Source organism: Streptomyces sp. NPDC089424, assembly GCF_044749345.1.
GTDB lineage: Bacteria > Actinomycetota > Actinomycetes > Streptomycetales > Streptomycetaceae > Streptomyces.
In genome coordinates this window covers 171,323-192,633 of sequence record NZ_JBIVHU010000002.1, presented here as the reverse complement: position 1 = coordinate 192,633, position 21,311 = coordinate 171,323, and the positions used below count along the sequence as shown (strand labels likewise).

The following is a 21,311-nucleotide window of genomic DNA, read 5'->3' as shown; positions in this document are numbered from 1 at the left end:
CGTGTACGACCGCGCGCTCACCGGCTCCGGAGCGGTCGCGCCCCGACCAGTGCCATGAGGAAGCCCTCGGACATACGCTCGGCCGGATTCCCGGCGGCCGGTGCGTGCGGCCCGGCCTGTTCACAGGCACGGACCACCGCACGTACGTGGGAACCGGGGAAGGTGTCCGCGTAGGCCCTACGGTCGTCGGCGGCGTAGGCGAGCGCCAGTGCGTCGCTCAGGGCCAGCGCGTGCGCCTCGGCGAATGCGCGCGCGTTGGCGGTGCAGCTCAGCTCGGCGTATTCGTGACCGTAGGCGTCGGCCTCGGCCGGGGACCGGCCCTGGGACAGCGCGTAGTCGCGGGCCCCCGCGTGGCCCTCGGCGTATGCGGTCGTGCGGTCGTACGCGGCGGTGTGGAGGTTGAGCAGGACCGGATGCAGTGCGGTCCGCCAGGCGTCCGGGGTGGCCGGCTGCCCCGCGGCCGCCCTGGTATGCAGACGGGCGAGTGAGGAGAACGGCACCGCCTGCGCGCCGGGCACCGTCTCGGCGACCAGGGGCAGGACCGTGTGGCGGTGCCAGTCGTGGACCACCGACAGGCCGGAGCCCACCGACGAATCGGTGACCTTGTCCTCCTCGTACCGTTCCTGGAGCAGCGCGTACAGACGACGGGCCCAGCCGTCGCGGACGTCGGCCGGCAACACGTCGTGGAGGGCGGTCGCAAGAGGCCACAGCCCCACGAAAGTTGCCGGGCCGGACCTGGGCTCGGCGTCCGGTGACCTCAGCGAGGTCAGGAAATCCGCCGCCTCGTCGGTCGTGGAAGTCATGCGGTACCGCCCTCCTGTCCCCAGGGGATCGATGATGTGCGCGGAATGGATCAGCGGTGCAGGGGCGTGCCCTCGACGGCGACCCGGCGGCCGAGCCGCGTGAGCGGGAAGTAGTCCCATACGGCGTGGTGCTGCACGCTGCGGTTGTCCCAGAGCACCAGGGTGCGCGGCTGCCACCGCACGCGGCACTGCAGCAGCGGCGTGCGGGCCACGTGCGCGTACAACATGCCCAGCAGGGTGTCGCTCTCGGCGCGGGAGAGCTGAGTGATGTGCGAGGTGTAGGGGGCGTTCACGAAGAGCAGCTCGCGGCCCGTCTCCGGGTGCCGGACGACGACGGGGTGCTCGGTGCGCGGCACGTCGTACTCGGCCGGAGGGGTCTGCCCGGCGGCGGTCCACGGCAGGGCGCCGTCGTGGAGTGCGGTCAGTCCGCCGAGGAACTCCTTCATCGCTGGGGAGAGCAGCTCGTAGGCGAGGTGCATGTTGGCGAACAGGGTGTCGCCGCCGCTGCCCCCCTCGGGAACGGTCGTGAGGTACAGCAAGGATCCGAGGGAGGGCGCCGGGTCCGCCGTACCGTCGGAGTGCCAGCCGTTGCCGGCCACGGCCCGGGAATTCTTGTCCGCGCTGATCTCCAGGATGTACGGGTCGGAACCCTCCACGGGGAGGGTGACCGGGTGCAGTTCACCGAAGACGCCCGCGAACCGCTTGTGCTGCTCGGGAGTGAGGTCCTGGTCGCGGAAGACGAGGACGTGGTGGGACTGGAAGGCGTGCTTGACCTCCTTCTCCTGCTGGGGCGTCAGCTCCTGTGACAGGTCGAGGCCCGAGACCTCCGCGCCCAGCAGCGGGGTGAGGGGGCTGACCGAGAGGGTCTCGTACCGCTCGGCGGGCCGGGTGGTCAGGCGTTCGACTGCCTGAAGGGCGTACTGCTCCATGGGGAACCTCCGAATGGGACGGGGTGGGTGGGGCAGAGGACTGGAACGGATGAGGGGGGGGGCGGATCACAGTCCCCGGTCGAGGAGTTCGGCGACCACGAGGCGGCCGAAGGCGAGGTTGCCGTGGATCGTGTCGTTCGGCAGGCAGAAGGCGGGGCGTTGCTCTCCCGAGCGGTCGGTCACCCGGGCCCGCAGGTCGACGATCTCGACGCCGCGCGCGGCGACCTCGTCACGGACGATGTCCTGCGCGGCGTGGAACACCCGTGCGTCCGACATGTCGGGGACGCGCTGCGGCGGCATGACCGCCACCACCCGCAGGCCGAGCGCGGCCGTGTGGTCGTAGAAGTCGAGCGCCCCGCGGATCATTGCCCGCACCAGGGCCGAGAAGTACGCGCTGCGCAGGAAGGACTCAGGGAAGTCGCCGCGGCGGTCGCGGTGGACGTCCCAGTTCTGCCGGGTGGCCACCGTGTGGGCGCTGAACCCGAAGGTGCACAGCAGCGGCACCGGCAGCCCGGCGAGCCCCTCGGCGCCCAGGGCGTCGAGGAACTCCCGGTAGAGCCGCTGTCCTTCGGGCGCGCGGAAGCGGATCTCGGTGCCGTCGGTGCCATCGGTGTCGAAGAAGGGGCCCAGGAAATCCCGGCCCGAACCGAGCGGCCCGCCCGCGAAAGGCAGTCCGGCGGCCCGCGCTGCCTCACCGACGCAGGCCGCGTGGGAGTCACCGAGCAGGAGGAACCGGGCGGGGGCCGTAGTAGTCGAGCAGGGCGTCGTCACAGGAGTGGTCCTCTCCGCCGGCGGTGGGCGGCGGCTGCGGGGGAGTGTGCGGTGCGTGGGTCGGTTCGCCCTGCAGGGCCCGGAAGAAGTGCCCCATCACGAAGGCCACGCCCTCGGGACGGACGGTACGCAGGTTGGCCTCGAAGAAGCCGCGCCGGCCTCCGGCGGCCGACGCATCCGGGGCACCCGAGGGGTACGGATCCCGGTCACCCGAAGGGGCCGGGAGGACCGGGAGCCCCGGCAGTCCCGTCACGATCTCGTACGACGGGAAGTAGTCGACGCGGTCGTCCTCGTCCGCGAGCTGCCCGGCCGCCGCCCGCAGCACCGACTTCGAGAAGGTGGTCGCGACCAAGGCGTGCCGTCCGGTGGCGGTGGCCGTCAACGGCACGGGAGAGACCGTGAGGACCGTCCGCAGACCGGGGTTGACGCCCCGGGCCATGGCCAGTGCCGCCGTGAGGTCCTCGTGCACCTGCGAGACCGTGTGGTTGCGCAAGGCGTACCGGCCGGCGTCGAAGGAACCGCGGACCGTCCCGGGACACATCGGCAGCACTGTCTCCCGCTCCGTGTCGTGCCACGCCTCGGTCAGGCCGAGGGTGAAGACGAAGACTTCCGCCTCGGCCAGCGCGGTGCGCAGCGCGGCGAGGGTGACCTCGCGGGAGCGCAGCAGCACACCGGGCGAGGCGAACCCCTCCGGCTCCACCGTGGGCCGGTAGGGGTCGTAGAAGCGCCCGTCCTCCTCCCAGACGTCCCCGGGGGGCATGCGGGAGCCGACTGCCCAGGCGATCCACTGGCGCAGCGCGGCGGCGGTGTAGATGTTCCCCGTGCGGAAGGAGAACCGGCGGTAGCCGCGGGCCGATTGCTCCTCGGCGGTCAGTCCCGGGGGCGGCGGCTCGGCGTCGTACCAGTGCATGCCCTCCTCCAGCAGGGCGCGTCCGATGTGGCCGGCGAAGCAGGACCCCGCGGTGATGACGGGCGCGTCCTGCCCGATGGGCCACTTCGGCGTCCACAGGTCGGCGATGTCCAGCGGGTCCCGCTCGGCGACCGCGCTGCGCCAGAAGGAGCGCTCCGGCAAGCTCGTATAAGGGTGTGATGCCATCGGGGGTGCCTCCTCAGGGCTGCCGGGTGGAGGGACCCGGGCCGGCGGCGAGTACGGCGGCGACGTCCACCACGTGCGGCGCGGCGACGAGGCCGTAGTGGTCGGCGTCGACCCAGTGCACTCGCGAGGTCCGGGGCAGGTGCGCGTCCCAGGCGCCCGGCGGTGTCGGCCGTGGGGCGAGCACGGGGGTGTCCACCGGGCGTTCGGCGAGCCACACGGTGGTGGGTGTCGTGGTGATCCGTGGCAGTCGGTGCTCGGCCATGGCGGCCAGGTTGGCCCGGCAGCAGCGGGCGAGGCGCTCGGCGTACGCGCGGCCCGGATCGGTCAGGCCGTCGGCGCGGCTGCCGCCCAGCTCACGGGCGAAGACCTCGTCCACCTGCGCCTTGTCGTACGCGGCGAACTCCGTTCCGGCGCCGGGCGGGGGAGGGTCGAGTAGATACAGGCCCGCGGCGGGCCGCCCGTCCCGTTCGGCGAGGGCCGCCATGGAGAGGGCGGTCCACGCTCCGAACGACCAGCCCGCCAGCCGGAGCCGGGGCCCCGCGTCGGGGAAGGCGGCTCGCACGGCCCGCAGATAGTCGGCGGCGCGGTCGGCGATCGACCGGGCGGGCAGCCGCGGGTCGCGCAGCGCCGGGTCGGGGATCAGACAGACCGTCAGCGCGCCGGGCAGGGCCGAGACCAGCGGCCGGTACGCCTGGATGTCGCCGCCGACCGGATGGACCAGGCACAGGACGTCCTCGCCGGTGCCGCGCTGCCAGACCTCGACCTCTGCCTCGCCCCCCGCCTGGGCGGGTTGACGGGCGCCTCCGCCCAGCTTCCCCAGGATTTCCGTGAGGGTCACGTGGTGGCCGAGGGCGGCGAGGTCGATGTCGGTGCCGTGACGGCGTTTCACCTCCTCCAGCAGTTCCAGGAGGGTCAGCGAGTCGGCCCCCAGGTCGTACAGAGGGGCGTCGGGGTCGACGGTGTCGACGCCGAGCAGATCGCACAGGACCTCGGTGAGGCCGGCCGCCGGTTCGCCCGAGAGGGCTCCCCCTGCCGCCACCTCCCTCGAGTTGTCCGTCACGTCTTCCCCCGACCCGCTCCGGTGGGCGGCGGGCGTTGCCTCGTAGAAGAACCGGGCCTGCGACAGAGGCGTCGTGCTGACCATGAGATGCGGCAGTCCCAGGCTCAGGGCGTGCGCGAAGACCGCCGCGCCGTCCTCCGGGGCGAGCGCGACCTTCAGGTGTTCCTGGTGGCGGCTGTCACCAGCCAGCGCCTGCCGCGCCATGCCGACCTCGCTCCAGATGTCCCAGCCGATGCTCAACCGGACGGTCGCCCCGCCGTCCGCCGGGGGTGCGTGGTGGGCGAAGGCGTCCAGGCAGGCGTTGGCCCCCGCGTAGTCGAACTGGCCGACCCCGCCGTGGTGGGCCGCCATCGACGAGCAGTAGGCCACGTACGCCGGGGCGTGGTGGACCGCGAGCCGTTCGACGAGCAGGGCGCCGCGCAGCTTGGCCGCGGTGGCGCGGCGGGCCGTGGCGGCCACCCGCCCGGCGAGGAGCCCGCCCGCGGCCGTGCCCGCCGCGTGCACGACACCGACGAGGCCGTCCAGGTGCGGGGCGAGCCGGTCGGCGATTGCGTCCAGGTCCTCCGCGGCGAGGTCGGCGCCGACCAGGGTCACACGCTCCCCGTACGGCCGCAGCCTCGCCGGCACCTCGGTCCCGCGGGCGACCAGGACCACGCGGTTGGCGGGGTCCGCCAGCAGCCGGGCGGCCAGCGTGGCACCGATGCCGCCGGTCCCGCCGAGGATCAGATGCGTTCCCGGTTCCGCCACCCGGTCGGCGGTGGACGGGAACGTGGGAGTGGGGACCGGCTGGAGCGGGCGATGCCACCAGTAGCCGTCGCGCAGGGCGACCACGCGCGGGACGAGCGTCTCGTCACGCAGCAGTTCCGGCAGATACGGTGCCCAGTCCGCCGGGTCGGGGCCGGGCAGGTCGATCCAGCGGGGGACCACCCCCAGTTCCTGGCGGGGTGTCTCGATGCCCGCCGCGAGGAGGCCGGCCAGGGGCGTGGCGACGGCGCCGGTGACGGGCTGTGCGCGGTGCGACAGCAGCCACACGCGGGGCCTGGAGACGTCCGGCAGGTCGGCCAGGGCCTTGCCCAGCGCGGCCACCGCGTCGAGGCAGACCCGCTGGGCGTCCTCCAGCGCGCGCTCGTCGACCCGGCCGTCCAGGGCCAGGGGCAGCGCGTGCAGCCAGTCGATGCCGTCGGCTCCGCCATCCGTCCGGCCAACACCGTCGCCGACCAGGGTGAGCAGGGCCGCGAGTTGGGCCGCGTCGCCGGGGTCGACCTCGTAACGGTCGTCGGCGAGTCGGCCGAGAACCGTCGCGGGCCGCACCCGCACCACCCGGGCGTAGTGGTCCTCAAGGAACCGCCAGGTGTCCGCACCGATGCCGCCGCCGCTGTCACCCCGGGTTCCACCGCCGATGTCCGCGGTGACGACGAGGGCGGTACGCCGTGCGGTACGGGACTTCGTGGGGCCGTCCGTCGGCGTCCCTGGGACGTCCACGGCGCCGGGAGCCGCGCCGACGGCCGTGTCCGGTCCCGAGGGAACGCCCGTGCGGGCCCGGCGCAGCCGTGTCCACTGCGGCTGGTGCAGCCACTGATCGGCGGGCAGCCGCCGGGACGGCGGGCCGGCGTCGTCCGGGACCGGCGCGGAGGCGGACGCGGGCGCGGCGGGGCCGGTGGCGCGCGGGAAGTCGTACTCGGACAGGTCGAGAGCGGGCGGCGGGAAGTCCCAGGGAGCGCAGGCCGGACCTTCGGGCCAGGCGACGGTGCGGCCGGCCGTCCACGCCTCCGCGAGGTGACGCGGGTCGCCGCTGTGCACCGGCGCCTCGTCCCGGGCGGACCCGACGGCGACCGGAGCGGCGATCGGCGCGGGCGCGCGCAGCCAGGCGGAGGCCGACGCGGCGTCCGGGCACACCGCCGCCGCACGGTGACCGAGCGCGGGACGCCCGGCCTGAAGGTGCCGCAGCACCTGCGGGTAGGTGGCGGGGTGCGCGTCCAGGTAGTCGGCGATGCGGCGGCCGTCGGCACGCAGGGCGGCCTCGCTGCTCGCGGAGAGCACCACGCAGGGCACGGCGGCGGGCGCCGTGGCGGCCGTGGCAGTGGGTGTCGCGGCGTCGGGCGCCGGTCCGGACGGCCGGTCCGCGGGGTGTTCAAGGAGCAGGTGGGCGTTGGTTCCGCCGATCCCGAAACTGCTGACGGCGGCCACCCGGGGTACGTCCCGGGGCCAGGGTTCGGCTGTCACCGGCACCCGGAACGGTCCCGCGTCGATCTCCGGGTTGAGGCGGTCGAAGTCCGCGGTGGGCGGGACCACCCCGTGGTGGACGGCGAGCACGGCACGGACCATGCCGACGACGCCCGCGGCGGCGCCCAGGTGCCCGATCTGGCTCTTGACGGAGGACAGTGCCACGCCCGCGTCGTCCGCCAGACCGTATGCGTCGCGCAGCGCGGCGGCCTCCACCGGGTCACCCAGGGCGGTGCCGGTGCCGTGCGCCTCCACATAGCCGAGGTCGGTTCCCGTACGGCCGCTGCGGCGCAGGGCGGCACGGATCGCGGCCCGTTGGCCGGAGCGGGCGGGCGCGCTGTAACTGAGCTTGTCCGAACCGTCGTTGTTGATGCCGGACCCTGTGACGACCGCGTACACCGTGTCGCCGTCGCGGTGGGCGGCGGCGAGGGGTTTCAGGACGACCACACCGGTGCCGCTGGCCCCCACGGTGCCCGCGGCGTCCGCGCTGAACGGCCGGCAGTGCCCGTCGGGGGAGAAGATGTGCTGCGGCCGGTAGGTGTAGCCGTCGGTCAGTTCGGTGTCGACGAGGACACCGCCGACGAGCATGACCTCGGCGTCGCCCTGGCGCAGCAGCCCCGCCGCCAGGTGCACGCCGACGAGCGAACTGGAGCACGCCGACTGCACGGTGAAGGCGGGACCGGTCAGCCCCAGGTGGTAGGCCGCCTTGGTGGCGAGGAAGTCCTTCTCGTGGTGCAGGGCCAGCCGGAAGGCGTCGGGCAGCACGTCCGGATCGCCCTCGCGCAGCATGTTCTGGAAGTAGGTGTTCTCCCCGCATGCCGCGATCAGGCCCACCCCACGGGCGGCCGGGTCGCCGATGCCCGCGTGGGCGAGCGCCTCGACGCAGCTCATGAGCAGGTGGCGCTGTTGCGGGTCCATCAGCCGGGCCTCGGCCGGGCTGAGGGTGAAGCGTCCCGCGTCGAAGGCGAGGAGCCCCTCCATCTGGCTGCGGGCACCGACGCGGCCGTCCGCCGCGGGGAAGTGCTCGATGCCACGGCGGCCGGAGGTCACGAGGTCCCAGAAGGCGGCCAGGTCGGGCGCGCCCGGCAGCCGCACGGCCATGCCGATGACCGCGACGGGCACGTCGGCGGCCTCGGGGGCCGGTCGGACCGTGCCAGTGTCCAGGGCCGGTCGTACCACGTCGGCGTCCCGGCCGGGTCGGATCGCGCCGCTGTCACGGTCCGCTGCGGCCACGCCCGTCACTCGGCCCGGCAGGGCCCCGCCCGCCTTCCCGTCCGGTCGTACCGCCACCTGAGCCGCCGCGTCGTGCCCTGCGCGCCGCCCCTTCAGGTAACCGGCGAGGGCGCGGAGCGTGACGTGTTCGAAGAGGTCCGGTACGGAGAAGGAGAGCCCGTCCTCGCCCGCGCAGGCGAGCTGGAACCGCATGAGGTCCAGGCTGGTGGCGCCGGCGTCGAAATACCGCTGGCGCACGCCGACCGGTCTGCCGGTGACGTCCTCGAACAGCGCCGTCAGACGCTCCTCCAGTGGTGACAGATCGGCGGCGGCCGGTTCTCCCTGGCGCAGATCGTGACCAGAGGCGGTGAGCGTCGCGCGCCGGTCCAGCTTGCCGCTCGGGGTCCGTGGCAGCGCGGTCACGCGACGGAAGCGGGATACGCGCACATGGGCGGGCAGCAGCGCCGACAGATGTTCCGCGAGCCCGGCCGGATCGGGGTCCTCGCCCCGGCACTCCAGCGCGGCGACCAGGCGGCCGTCCGCCACGGCCGCGACCGCGTTGACCACGCCCGGGTACTGCAGGATCGCGGCCTCGACCTGCCCCAGCTCCAGCCGGTGACCGGCGAGTTTGATCTGGGCGTCGTCCCGCCCCGCGTAGTGGAGCAGGCCCCGCGTGTCGAAGCGGGCGAGGTCGCCCGTACGGTACAGCAGGCCCAGTTCGGGATCGTCGGTGAAGCGCTCGCGGTGCGCTGCCTGGTCACCGAGGTAGCAGCGGCCCGCCATGGGCCCGCCGATCAGCAGCGCGCCGGTGGCCCCCGGCGCGGCGGGGAGACCGCTGCCGTCCACCACGCGAAGGACCGCGCCCGCCACGGGCCGTCCGATGGCGGGGCGCAACGGCCAGTGGGCCGGGTCGCCCTCAAGGCACAGGGCGCTGACGACATGGGTCTCGGTGGGGCCGTAGTGGTTGAACAGACGCGCTCCCGGCAGTCCGGCGAACCAGCGGCGGATCGCGTCGGTGCACACCAACTGCTCTCCGGCGGTGACGACTTCGCGCAGGCCTGACGGGTACTGCCCGGTGCGGACACCGTGTTCGGCGAGCAACTGGAGCGCCACGTAAGGCAGGAAGACGCGCTCCACCGCCGCCGACTCCAACTGTTCGAGCAGGGCGGGCGCGTCGTGCCGCCAGCCAGGATCGACCAGATGCAGCAGGCCCCCGGAGCACAGCGTGGTGAAGATCTCCTGGAAGGAGACGTCGAAGGAGAGCATCGAGAACTGCTGGGTACGGGTCGGCCGGTCCAGTCCGCCCGCGACGCGCTGCCAGGTCAGCAGGTTGCACAAAGTCCGGTCGGGGACCTGGACGCCCTTGGGGACGCCGGTGGAGCCCGACGTGAAGAGCGTGTACAGCGGGCGCAGCCCCTCGTGCGTGTACGGCGCGGGCACCGCTGCGGGTGTGCGGGCGGGTGTGTCGGTGAGGGTGACGACGTGGCGGGGGAGCGACGGTGGCGCGAGGGTCTCCAGGACACCGAGGTCCGGCCTGGTCACCAGCACGCACAGGGGGTCCGCCTGGTCGAGCACGTGCCGCAGCAGGGCCGGCGGATAGGCCGGGTCGAGGGGGACGACGGTCACGCCCAGTCGGGCGGCGGCCAGCAGCGCCACGATGTGCTCGACGGAGGGCGGGAGGTAGAGCGCGACGGACGCCGGAGCGGCAGGGTCGGCCGGCAGCGGATGGCGGGCGCGCAGATCGGTCGCCAACGCGTCGGCCCGCGCGTCGAGTTCGGCGTACGTGAGGGGCGTCCCGCCGTCCGTGAGGGCCGGGGCGTGCGGGGTGGCGGCCACCTGCCGGGCGAAGCCGTCGGCGACGGTCGGGAAGTCGGGGACGAGCGCCTCGCCCCGGCCGATGTCGGGCAGACCGCGACGGTGGTCGGCGATCAGCTCGTGCAAGGTGACGTCGTCGCCGCTGGTCAAGTGGTCCAGGCACCGGCGGAACAGCCGCGCCGCCGCCTCCGCGCGTTCGGCGCCGAGGTCGTCGCGGTACTCCCACAGGCAGTCGAAGCCGGACTCGTGCTCGACGACGGACAGGGTGAGCGCGCACTTGGCGCCGAGCGGCTCGGGCCACACGGGCCGCACCTCGCAACCGTCCAGCCGCAGCGCGGAGAAGTCGGTGTTCTCCAGGACGAACAGATAGTCGAAGAGGGGGGTGCGCTCGCGGAGCACCGGATCGGACAACAGGTCGGCCAAGGCCACCTCCTGGTCCTCCAGGACGCCCCGGACCGTGTCGGCGTGCGACGCGAGCTGGGCGGCCAGACTGTCGCGGGGGCGCAGCTCCAGCTCCAGCAGCACGGTGTTGGCGAACATGCCGACGGCGTCGGCGAACTCGGGCCGCGACCGGCCGGAGACCGGCGACGCGACAAGGGGACGCTCCTGGCCGGTCACGCCGTACACGCTCGCGGCGAACGCGGACACCAGCAACTGGAAGCGGGTAAGCCCGCGTTCGGCGGCGAGCCGGTCCAGGGTGGCCCGGCGGACCAGGTCGAGGGAGGTCCGCAGCAGCCTCGCCCGGGGCCGGACAGCCACCTCCTTCGAGGCGGGCAGGACGGGCGACAGCTCGCCGTCACGGCCGTAGCGCTCACCGAGCCGGGCCCGTCGCCGTCCGTACGCGGCGCTCGCCTGCCACTCCCGCTGCCATCGTGCGAACTCCAGCGGCGTGGACGCGGACGCGGTGCCGGGCACGCCCGACTCGCCCCGCAGCGCGGCGGAGTAGGCGTCGGCGAGGTCGCGGAAGAGGAGGTTGAGTGACCAGCCGTCCACGGCGACATGGTGCAAGTGCAGCAGGAGCACCCCCGCGTCCGGAGCGCCCACCCACGCGGCGCGCAGCATACGGGTGTCCGTGAGGTCGAAGCGGTGCTCGAAGAACCGGTCGGCGTAGCTTTGCCACCCCTCGCCCTCGCTGCCGTCGAAGTCCCGCGAATCCGGGCCCTCACCACCGTCGAGCGGCTCCCAGGGGTCGTACGGGTCGCCCGCCCGCTGGCGCAGCCCGTGCGGGGTGGGGACCAGTCGCGTCCGCAGAGCCGCGTGCCGTTCCACCAGCCCGCGCACCGCCTGGCGCAGGGCCCCCCGGTCGACGCCGCCCCGGAGGCGGAAGACGAGCGGTACGTCGTAGGCGCGGTCCTCGGGGTCCCGCTGATGCAGGAACCACAGGCGTTCCTGCTCCCTGGTGGCCGGCGCGGTCGGTTCGCCGGAGGCGGCGGGCACGGGTGGGTGCTCGCCGGTCGCGGCGTCCTGGGCGTGCACGGCCTCGGCGAGGGCGGCGAAGTCGGCGGTGAGCACCAGGCTCTGCGGCAGGTCGACGCGGAAACGCCGCATGACCTCGAAGCGGAGGCGCAGCGCCTTCAGGGAGTCACCGCCGTGCGGTATCCACCGGTCCTCGGGGCGCAGGCCGGACACCCCGAGGATGTCCTCGGCGAGATCGAGCACGGGCCGCTGCTCGTCGCTGACGCGTCCCTCGCCCTCGTACGAGCGCCGCCACGGTGCCGGGGCGTCGCGCAGCAGCGCCTCCCGGTCGACCTTGCCGTTGGCGGTGAGCGGCAGTTCCGGTACGAGGTAGGTGTGGTGGGGGCGCATGTACGGGGGCAGCCCGGTCGTGAGGTGCCGGTCGTAGGCGTCGAAGGAGAGGTCGCCGGGATCACCGCCCGGGACGACGAAGGCGAGCAGTTCGTTGCGGCCGGCCTCGTCACGGCGTGTGCACACGTACGCCTGGCGCACGTCAGGGTGGGCGAGGACGCGTCGTTCCACCTCGCCGGGCTCGATGCGGAAGCCGCGCACCTTCACCTGGCGGTCGGCCCGGCCGACGTAGGTCACCTGTCCCTCGGTGTCCCGGCGCACGAGGTCACCCGTGCGGTACCAGCGTTCCTCGCCGGGCGTCTCGCCCTCCGGGTCCGGCAGCATGACGAAGCTCTGCTCGGTCTGACTGGGCAGGTTGCGGTAGCCCCGGGCCAACGCGGGACCCGCGAGGAGCAGTTCGGCGATCTCGCCCGGCTCCGCAGTGCGTCCGTCCTCGGTGCGCAGCAACGTACGCGTGCCGGCCAGCGGGGTGCCGAGGGGAACAATGGCGCCCGCGAAGTCCCGGGGGATCGGATGGCAGAGGGCGAACGTGGTCGCCTCCGTCGGCCCGTACACGTTGTGCAGGACGGTGCGCGAGGCGGCGTTGGCCGCGTACCACCGGCGGATCAGCCGCGCGTCGAGCTGCTCGCCGCCGACGAGGACCTGGGAGACGGTGCCGAAGCAGTCGGGCACTTTCTCCACGACGGTGTTGAACAACGCGACCGTGATGAACAGTGTGTTGATGCGCCGGTCCGTCAGCGCCGCGGCGAGCCGGTGCGGGCTGTGCACCTGCTCGTCGTCGAGGATCACGCAGACACCGCCGGTCAGCAGCGGTGCCCAGACCTCGAAGCTGAGGGCGTCGAAGGCCGGGTTGGACAGGCAGGCGTACCGGGCGCCGGGCCGCAGGTCGATGTAACCGGGTTCGGCGAGGCGCAGCACGCCCGCGTCGGTGACCTCGACGCCCTTGGGGCGGCCCGTGCTGCCGGAGGTGTAGAAGACGAAACCCGTCCCGGTGCCCCCGGTGTCCGTCGACGCCTTAGCGGGCGGGTCGGTCCGGGCCTCCCGCACCGCGTCCGGTTCCTCGTCGCGCAGGAGCAGGTCGGCGTCGAGGGCAAGGAGCTCTCCGCCGACATCGGGGAGTTCGTCGTGGACGACGGCGACGGCGCCCGAGTCGTCGAGGATGTGCCGCTGCCGGTCGGACGGACTGAGCCGGTCCAGGGGGACGACGGTGGCACCGGCGCGACGGATGCCGAGCATCACGCACACCAGCCGCCAGGAGCGCGGCAGGCAGACGGCGACGGACTGCCCAGGGCCCACCCCGAGATCGCGCAGCCGCGTGGCCACCCGGCCGCTGAGGCGGTCGAGGCCGGCGTGGTCGAGCAGGTGCGTGTCGTCCTCGACGGCTACGGCGGACGGGTTGCGCCGGGCCCGGGCGAGCACCGCTTCGGCGAGGGCGGAGGCCGATCGGCTCGGGGCGGAGTCGGCGGAAGGGGAGGTGACGTCGGTGTTCATCGGACTCCCGCCACGGGGAGGGCAGCGGCGGACGCCGGCGCGGACCGGTGTCCGTGGTGAACCAGTTCCGCCGTCAGCAGGGCGCCGACACGGACCGCTCCGGGGCCTTCGAGGATCTCCCAGTGGTCACAGGCGAGGGTCTCGACCTGGAAGTCTCCCTCGGCCCGCCGCTGCCAGAAGGCACGGACCTCAGCGTGGAACGGCGTGTCGTCACCGTCCGGCACGGCCTGGGCCAGGACCAGGCGGGTCGGGGAGGCGGTGGGCAGGTAATCCCGGGCCGTCGACCGGTTGTGGTTGTACAACCGGAAGTAGCGCTCGATCTGAGCGTCGTCCATGCCGGGGTACATCCCGTTGAACCTCACCAGCTTGTCGCGGAACTCCGCCTCGTCGACGGCGGTGATCGCCGCACGGGCGGTGGCGTCGTCGGTGGCCTGGGTGTCGAGGAGGACGACACTGACGTCACGGCGCCCGGCCCGGCCGAGGATCTCCCCCATCCGGTGGGCGACCAGCCCCCCGTAGGACAGGCCGGTCAGCACGACGGGGCCGTCGTCCATCGGGCCGAGGAGGCGCAGATACTCCTCCGCCATGGCCTCCACCGTGGGCAGGACGTCCTCGCCGGGGTTCACGCCCGGCGACTGGACACCGTAGAGGCCGGCCTCGGCGGGCAGATGCTCGGCCAGCGGCAGGTAGCAGAACGCCGTGCCCCCGGCCGGGTGGATGCAGACCACCCGTGGCCCCGCGCCACGCCGGAACTCGATGAGACTGCCCGGCGCGGAGTCGGCGCCGTCCTCGCGCAGCAGCGCGGCGAGCGCCTCGATCGTGGGCCGCGTCATGACCTCGGCCACCGGCAGATGCCGGCCGAACGCCTCCGTGACGGCGTGCGCCATCTTGATGGCGGACAGGGAGGTGCCGCCCACCTCGAAGAAGTCGTCGCCGACGCCTATGTCCGGGTGGAGCAGCACGCTCCGCCATATCCGGTACAGGGCGTGCTCGACGTGGTCGCGCGGGCTGGCGGTGTTGACCTGTGTGGAGGTCCGCTCGTGGGCCAGCGCGAGCAGGGCGGCACGGTCGACCTTGCCGCTGCGGTTGAGCGGCAGGGCGTCGAGGTCGACCACGACGGCGGGGATCATGTAGTCGGGCAGACGGTGGGAGAGTGTGGCGCGCCAGTCGCCGGCGGCACGCGCCGGTGCCGTACCCCGGCCGACCCCGGCGACCAGCCGGATCTGCCCCGCGGCGTCGCGGTCGGCGAGGACCACGGCCTCGCGGACACCGGGGAGTGCCATGAACGCCGCCTCGATCTCCGCCGGTTCGATCCGGAACCCGCGCAGCTTGACCTGGTCGTCCGCGCGCCCCGCGTAGACCGCCTCGCCGTCCGGCTGCCGTCTGGCCAGGTCGCCGGTGCGGTAGATCCGCTCGCCGGGCACGAACGGGTCGGGCAGGAACCGCTCCTCGGTGAGGTCGGGGCGGTTGAGGTAGCCGCGGGCGAGGGAGGTCCCGCCGAGGTACACCTCTCCCACCACGCCCGGCGGGACGGGCCGCATCCGGTCGTCGAGCAGGTAGAGACGAGTACCGGGCAGCGGGTGGCCGATGGGGCAGGGGCGCTCCAGCGGACGCGGCGCGTAGTAGGCGGTGCTGTAGAGCGTTGCCTCGGTGGGCCCGTAGCCGAAGCAGATCCGCAGGCCGGGCAGGTGCAGGGTCATGCGGTGCAGGGCGGCCTCGGTGAGCGACTCCACTCCGGTGAGCAGCTTGCGCAGCGCCAGCCCGCGCAGCCGTACGGCGGGGTCCTCGTCGATCCACCTGACGTAGGCCGGCGGCAGGAACGCCTGGGTCACCCGTCGCTCGCGCAGCCACGCCAGCAGGGCCTCCGGGTCGCCGCGCAGCGCCTCGGGGACGACGTGCAGCACACCGCCGGTGGTCAGGGGGAGCAGCAGTTCGTGGATGGAGGCGTCGAAGCCGATACTGGACCAGGCCGAACCGGCCTCTCCGGGGGCCGTGCCCATGCGGTCGTGCCAGGTGGCGAAGAGGTTGAGGACACTGCGGTGCTCCACCGCGACGCCCTTGGGCCGGCCCGTGGACCCGGAGGTGAAGATCACGTACGCCGTGCGGTCCGGCGCGCGGTCGGTGCCGGACGGCGGCCGCTCGCTCTCCGCTCCCTCGGCCTCGACGGCGGCGAGCGCGAGCCAACCCTCCGGCCGGTCCGTGTCGTCCCCCTGGTCGCTCAGTACGACGGGGCAGGCGGCGTCCTCGACCATGCCGGCGAGCCGCTCGCTGGGCTGCCCGGGGTCCAGTGGAAGGTAGGCGGCGCCCGCCTTGAGGATGCCCAGGATGCCGACGACGAGGTCGCACGACCGTCCGGCGTGCAGGCCCACCACATCACCGGGACGCACGGACCTGGCGACGAGGGCGTGCGCCAGCCGGTTGGCGCGGCGGTCCACGGTCGCGTAGTCGAGGGACCTCTCACCGTCGGCCACCGCGGTCAGTTCCCCACGCGCCCGCGCCTGTGCCTCGAACAGTTCCGCGATCCCGGACGCCGACCGCAGAGCGAGGGCGACCGGATCGGCCTCCGCGTCGTTCTCCGGCCCGTCCCCCGACGGCGTGGCGTCGCCCTCGCGCACCAGCTGCCGTGACTCCTCCGGGTCCATCAGTTCCAGATCCCGGATGCCACGGTCGGGATGGTGGGCCATGTCGGTCAGTAGCCGACGCAGATACTCCGCCCAGCGCCGCGCCGTGGAATCGTCGAACAGGGCGGTCGCGTAGTCGAGATGGCCGAGCAGACGCCCCTCGGACTCGGTCACCGACAGCGCGAGATCGAACTTGGCCGCGGCGTCGGCGATCGGCAGCGGCCGGGTCTCGACGCCGGGCAGGTCCAGTAGATCCCGGCGGTCCGGGACCCAGGCCAGCATGGTCTGGAACAGCGGGGTGTGAGCGGCGCTGCGCGGCGGTTTGGCAAGCTCGACGATGCGTTCGAAGGGCAGGTCCTGGTGGGCCAGTGCGTCGCGGACTACAGCCCGAGTACGGGCGAGCGCCTCGGCTGCGGTCGGCGTACCGGACAGATCGACGCGCAGCGGAAGCGAGTTGACCAGGAAGCCGATGAGGCCGGCCGCGCCGGGCCCGCGCCGGTTCGCCACCGGACTGCCGACAACGATGTCGTCCTGGCCGGACAGGCGGGAGAGCAGGCTGATCCAGCCGGTCAGCACCGCCACGAACGGGGTGGCACTGTGCGCCCGGGCCAGCGTACGCAGCGCCGAGACCACGTCCGCGTCCAGTTCGAACTCGACCCGGCCCCCCTCGTACCGCTGCTCCACCGGACGCGGTCGGTCGGTCGGCAGATCGAGAACGGGCGGCGCGTCCGACAGCGCCTGCTCCCAATAGCGTTCCTGATCCGCCAGGGCACCGGCCAGTACCGCCTCGCGCTGGGCTCGCGCGTGGTCCGCGTACTGCGTGGCGAGCGGTGCCAGGGGAACCGGGTCGTCCGCACGCAAGGCCACGTAGAGCAGGCTGATTTCGCGCATCATGACGTTCATCGACGCGCCGTCGTAAACACTGTGATGGAACGTCAGGAGCAGCACGTGGCGCTCGGAGGCCAGCGTCAACAGGCGGCCGCGCCCGAGGGGACCGGCCTCCAGATCGAACTCCTGCCCCGCTTCCCGGCGTTGTAAGGCAGTGACCTGGGCGTCTGGGTCGGCGAGGCCGCTGAGGTCCTGCGAAGTCAGCGCGAAGCCGGTGCCGGGCGGATCGATGATCTGCTGGACACTCCCGGCCTCGGCCACCAGCCGGGTGCGCAGCGTCTCGTGGCGATCACTGAGAACGTCCAGGGCCCTGGCCAGCGCCCAGTGGTCGAGCGGACCGGTGAGCGAGAGCGCCACGGTCTCGTTGTACGCGGCGTTCGCACCGGGCAACTGTGCGAGGAACCAGAGGCGTTGCTGGGCGAAGGAGGCCGGCAGGGCTCTGGGGGCGGCCTCGGCGCGGCTATCGGGGTCCGCACACGAGCGCGGCGCGGGGACGGAGGTGGGAGTGTGCTGCACCGGCTTACCTGGTCTTCCCGTCAGAGGGGACTGGGGGAGAGGAGGGGCGCGGCGGCCCGGGATCACCGGACGGCCGGGGGCCGAGAAGAGCGCGCGCCCCGTGTCGGGGGGCTGAGGGAGCGCGCAGCATGGGGGAGGAGAGGTGTCGGCTCGTTGCTGAACGGTCGTGAGGGGATATGACGGAAGAAATACTGGCCCAGTGATCCGCTCCCAAGAGAAAGGATGGTGGGATTGCGGCTCACTGGAATACTTCGTGGTGCATTGGTGATGATCAGTCACTGCTCAGGCACATGTCAACACTTGACTTCCCGCAGTGCCCTCACGTAGATACAGGGCTGCCCCTTCTGCCGCCCTGCGCCGGACGCACGTCCAGATCAGCCCAGCTCATGACGGGTGACGGCCCTCCAGGCGCATCACGTGGGCCGGCGAACGACGACCGTTGGCCTAGGCACCCTCTTCGGACAGACCGGGGCGGACCGACCAGTTGTGACGGACAGGTCGGCGAAAGGGATTCACACGCGGGGAATTGCCAGAGTATGGAATTGACAAGGGCCAGAACGCCGCGTTCGGTATTGGATTCGCATCCGTGGGTGTTTGCGCCCATTCCCGTGCAGTTATGTCACCGCCCGGCGAGGAGTGCGGAGTCACGCGTGAGCGCATCCGGCAGCTCGGGGGAACCGGGAGCGGGACCGGTTGAAGAAGGTGCTGGCGGGCGCTGCATCCGCACCGCGGGGGGAAGCGCGGGCGGAAGCGCAAGACGCAGGTGCAGGAAGAGGCGTCTCCCGCACCAGCACCGAAGGCTGCTCTCCCGGCGGCGAGCGTCAGGCAGCCGCGTGTGCCGGACGGGCGGGGGCTCTGTTCTGACAACTCAGAGATCCGGGCGGATCATGGCTCGGCCGTTCCGCCGCCTCCGAACGCGGCTTGCGCATAGTGAGTTGGGCATGCTGGCGGCTACGGTGGGCGCGTGTCTGTTCAACACACCGGTGAGGGCGAGCGGGTCGCGGCCGCCTGGCGGAAGGTGACCGGCTGGCTAGCCGAGCATGCTCCCCTCTCCCACGCTTCTCTCCTTGCGCCCGCGATGGAGGAGGAGATCGCCGCGGCTGACTCCCGCCTGAGGCTTGCCGTCGGGTTCGGGCTGCCCACGGAGGTGGCGGCGCTGTGGCGGCTGTGCGGCGGTGTTGAGCACCAGTACATCCAGGCCAATGAGGATGCGGGCGAGGTCGGTTCAGGGGCCTTCCTGCCGGGCGGGGTTCTGCTCGGTCCGCAGGATGCGCTCCGGCCGCGGCTGCCGGAGGTCGGGCGCGGCGACATGTGGGGCTCCGCGGTGGTGCCTTGGCTGACCGGCGACGAGGCAGGACCTGAGTCGGGGCTCTACGTGGGCGAGGACGGCGTCGGCTACTGGTCGCTGCCGGACAATCTCGCATGCGACAAGCCCGGTTATCCGTCGATCGCCGCCTATCTGGACGCCGTTCACCGCACGCTCACCGAGGGGCCGGCCGACGCCATGGGCCCCGATGTGCCCGGCCTGGTCTGGGGCTGCCTGATCTGGGACGACCCCGAGGCACCTCTGCTGGACGATGCGTTGGAGCACTGGCAGCCCGTCCACTGACCGTGAATCTGCCCAGAGCCCGCCTGGTGGGTGGACCCGGGCAGAGTGCGGTGGCTACGGCTCCTTCAACTCGCAGACGAGCGTCGCCGCGCCGGTGTGGTAAACCCTTGAAACGGCAACCCTTGAAACGGCAACCCTTGAACCACAGATCACCCGCCTCGATCGCGAGCTCGTCGCCGTCGACGACCCGCATCCGTGGGAGGAACTCGTTGCCGTACTTGTTCATCGCCCCCTGGTTGACGAACGCCGACATCGAGGAGCGGCCGCACTTCTTGGCGAGCGTCGGCGCGTCGTAGCGGGTGTCATCCAGGAGGTGGTCACTGACGTTGTCGACCTTCGCCGCCAGGTCTGGATGCAACGCTAGCCGCTGGCCGTGCCGGCCGGGTTCAACCCGCCGGCTGTGGCAGGCAGGCCGGCGGTCTCGTACGTCGAGGCGAACGTCACCTCGTCACAGTTCACCTTGTCGGGGTTTGGCAAGGGGACCTGCGCCCGGAAATCCGGGTGCAGGAGCGTGTACGGGTGAGGCACGAATCCCTTGGTCGGGAGCTAAGCGTCGGTCCGGTTGCCGCCGTAGTAGTACCCCACGAGCCGCAGCGCATCGTCGACTGGTGATGCAGTGAGGTCCTATCGCCCAGCCGACGGGCAGCCGGTCCTAGCGGAGTGGTCGTGCAGGTAGCGGGACTGTTCCTGAGGGGTGAGAGCGGCGTCGATGGCCTCGCCGATGGTGCCAATCGCGCGGGCCGGGTCGGGCAGGTCGACGTTCCACAGTTCGACGGAGCTGCCCGTACTGATGGCCAGGATGCGTCCGTCCGGGCTGAACGCCACCACTCCAGGCGAGGGGGGCGGCGAGGTGCGTCTGGGCTGACTGGTGGCGAGGTCCCATCGACGCCGTGCATGTGGGTGACTGCTGGGCCGCGGCCAGAGCGGCCGCTGCCGCCCCGCGACCACATGAGGTCAGAACCAGCCTCCGGCGGGGGATCGGCCGAAGCCGGGATGGAGGAGGCGCCGTACCCGAGTGCAGGTTGGTCGTGGTGTGCGTGGGAGCTCCCATCCCGTTTGCCGTCGACCCAGGCAGAGCCGAGCAGACGCGGCCCCTGGCGTCCAGGTCGTTCGTACAGTGGCGCGCTCCTCCTGGACGCCAGGAACCACGCCCGCTCCACGGTATGTGGGTCGACGGCGGACGGGATGGGAGCTGGGGAGAGTGGTGGGTGAACGGGGGTCTCCATAGGCCTCAGGTCAGTTCAGAAATCCCCTGGATCAACGCGTAGATGGCGAAGACCCCACCGACGCCCACGAAGCCACAGCCCACGATTTTCTGAATGATGCGGGCGTGGCGATCATTGGCCTCGCGCCGCTGCCCCTCACGTCCGTCGGACAGATGCCGCAGCCACGAGGGCACACTGGCATCAGCCTGTTGATGGTGCCAAGTCGCGAAGCCTCGAAAGTCGCAAACAATGATCAGTCCTACTGCGACTGCGCAGGCGCCCATGAGGAATGGGCCGAGCAAAGCCCACCCAGTGACCGCATCAGCAGCGGCGGAAGGTATCGCTACATGGTTCCCAAAGCCGTCATGAGGCGTCGTCACACGCTGATCGTATGTACCGCGAGCCGCAAGGGGTAGCGGTCAGGCCCCTCCCGTGCCCGATAGACCGGGAACTCACGGGGAATCGCGGTCACTCGCGGCCAACGAGCATGACGAAGGCCCCCGACTGATGTTCCTGGTCACGGGCCTTCAACCTGCGCGGTGGGTGTGAGATTTGAACCCACGGTGACTCGCGCCACGACGGTTTTCAAGCCTTCTCCCGGCGCTCGAGCTGTGCTTTGGTCTCTTCCTGCACGATCTCGTCACGGGCAGTATGGCTACGTGAGCCAGGACCAGGGGACGGACCGATTGAAGGCAGCGCTTCGTGACTCGGAATCGGAATCGTGGTCGCGAAGAGCCGCGGCCGGCCGACAGCTTGCGGCGTGGGCCGAGCGGGAAGAGGTCGGCCCAATCCTTGAGCGGCTCCTATTGGACGCCCATGACACCGCAGTTACACAGGAGACGGCGCAGGCCTTGCTCGAACGGAGGGACCTGGTCGGTCTGCGCGCGGTGCTGGCGGCGCTGTCGCGGGCTGAGGAGTGGTGGACCGCCGACCAGCTCGACGGCCAGGTGTTCGGCTACCAGAGTTGGATGATTGCCGACGACCGGACAGACGAGTTCGTGGACCAGCTTGCGAGACTCGCCGCCGACCAGGACAAGGGAGTCCGTGAGGAAGCCCTGCGGCTGTCACGGCCTGGGGAGCAGCCATGGGTAAGCGTCGGTACGTAGCCAGAGGCTGCCGGGCGGCTTCCGGATCTGGGACAACCGAGGGCGCCGATAGTGGGCCGATCTCTACGAGCTGTTTCCCGATCTTCTACTGGTCGAACTAAGCGGCGCGGCCGACAGCGAAAAGATCACGGCTCTGCTCAAGCAGTACCGAGCCCAGAAG

The 21,311-nt window shown here is 72.3% G+C and carries 10 protein-coding genes; 2 read left to right on the top strand and 8 right to left on the bottom strand.

Features of this window, described 5'->3' with window-relative positions; genetic code table 11:
- Window positions 1-17: 17 nt before the first annotated feature.
- From ACIP2X_RS08470 to ACIP2X_RS08445, 6 genes are all read right to left on the bottom strand, one after another.
- Complete coding sequence (locus tag ACIP2X_RS08470; protein WP_401669286.1) at window positions 18-803, bottom strand: hypothetical protein; 786 nt, start codon at window positions 801-803, stop codon at window positions 18-20.
- A gap of 50 nt (window positions 804-853) precedes the next feature.
- Window positions 854-1,732 (bottom strand): TauD/TfdA dioxygenase family protein, encoded by an 879-nt coding sequence (locus ACIP2X_RS08465; RefSeq protein ID WP_401669284.1) that lies wholly within the window; start codon window positions 1,730-1,732, stop codon window positions 854-856.
- 66 nt (window positions 1,733-1,798) lie between these two features.
- Window positions 1,799-2,503 (bottom strand): hypothetical protein, encoded by a 705-nt coding sequence (locus ACIP2X_RS08460; protein ID WP_401669281.1) that lies wholly within the window; start codon window positions 2,501-2,503, stop codon window positions 1,799-1,801.
- Window positions 2,448-3,599 carry a GSCFA domain-containing protein gene (locus ACIP2X_RS08455; protein ID WP_401669279.1) on the bottom strand — a complete coding sequence of 384 codons (1,152 nt, stop codon included), beginning with the start codon at window positions 3,597-3,599 and terminating at the stop codon, window positions 2,448-2,450. The genes ACIP2X_RS08460 and ACIP2X_RS08455 overlap by 56 nt, the downstream gene beginning before the upstream one ends.
- A 13-nt stretch (window positions 3,600-3,612) precedes the next feature.
- Window positions 3,613-13,206: an amino acid adenylation domain-containing protein gene (locus ACIP2X_RS08450; RefSeq protein WP_401669276.1), complete on the bottom strand. Its 9,594-nt coding sequence runs from the start codon at window positions 13,204-13,206 to the stop codon at window positions 3,613-3,615.
- Complete coding sequence (locus tag ACIP2X_RS08445) at window positions 13,203-17,231, bottom strand: amino acid adenylation domain-containing protein (RefSeq protein WP_401669275.1); 4,029 nt, start codon at window positions 17,229-17,231, stop codon at window positions 13,203-13,205. The genes ACIP2X_RS08450 and ACIP2X_RS08445 overlap by 4 nt, the downstream gene beginning before the upstream one ends.
- A gap of 964 nt (window positions 17,232-18,195) precedes the next feature.
- Between ACIP2X_RS08445 and ACIP2X_RS08440 the strand changes: the two genes are divergently transcribed.
- Window positions 18,196-18,840, top strand: a complete 645-nt coding sequence (locus ACIP2X_RS08440) for a hypothetical protein (protein ID WP_401669273.1) — start codon at window positions 18,196-18,198, stop codon at window positions 18,838-18,840.
- Between the two features lie 624 nt (window positions 18,841-19,464).
- Here ACIP2X_RS08440 and ACIP2X_RS08435 read toward each other — a convergent pair.
- Together ACIP2X_RS08435 and ACIP2X_RS08430 are read right to left on the bottom strand one after the other, a co-directional pair.
- A complete protein-coding gene (locus ACIP2X_RS08435) occupies window positions 19,465-19,665 on the bottom strand; it encodes a hypothetical protein (protein ID WP_401669271.1) in 201 nt (66 codons plus the stop codon).
- Window positions 19,666-20,071: 406 nt separating this feature from the next.
- Entirely contained in the window at window positions 20,072-20,425 is a 354-nt protein-coding gene (locus ACIP2X_RS08430) for a hypothetical protein (protein ID WP_401669268.1), read from the bottom strand.
- 279 nt (window positions 20,426-20,704) lie between these two features.
- Here ACIP2X_RS08430 and ACIP2X_RS08425 point away from each other — a divergent pair, with 279 nt between their 5' ends.
- Entirely contained in the window at window positions 20,705-21,151 is a 447-nt protein-coding gene (locus ACIP2X_RS08425) for a hypothetical protein (protein WP_401669265.1), read from the top strand.
- Window positions 21,152-21,311 lie beyond the last annotated feature (160 nt).

What these genes read in the sequence shown, in the direction of transcription:
- ACIP2X_RS08470 (WP_401669286.1), bottom strand. Translation starts at nt 803, where the DNA reads ATGACTTCCACGACCGACGAGGCGGCGGATTTCCTGACCTCGCTGAGG.
- ACIP2X_RS08465 (WP_401669284.1), bottom strand. Translation starts at nt 1,732, where the DNA reads ATGGAGCAGTACGCCCTTCAGGCAGTCGAACGCCTGACCACCCGGCCC.
- ACIP2X_RS08455 (WP_401669279.1), bottom strand. Translation starts at nt 3,599, where the DNA reads ATGGCATCACACCCTTATACGAGCTTGCCGGAGCGCTCCTTCTGGCGC.
- ACIP2X_RS08450 (WP_401669276.1), bottom strand. Translation starts at nt 13,206, where the DNA reads ATGAACACCGACGTCACCTCCCCTTCCGCCGACTCCGCCCCGAGCCGA.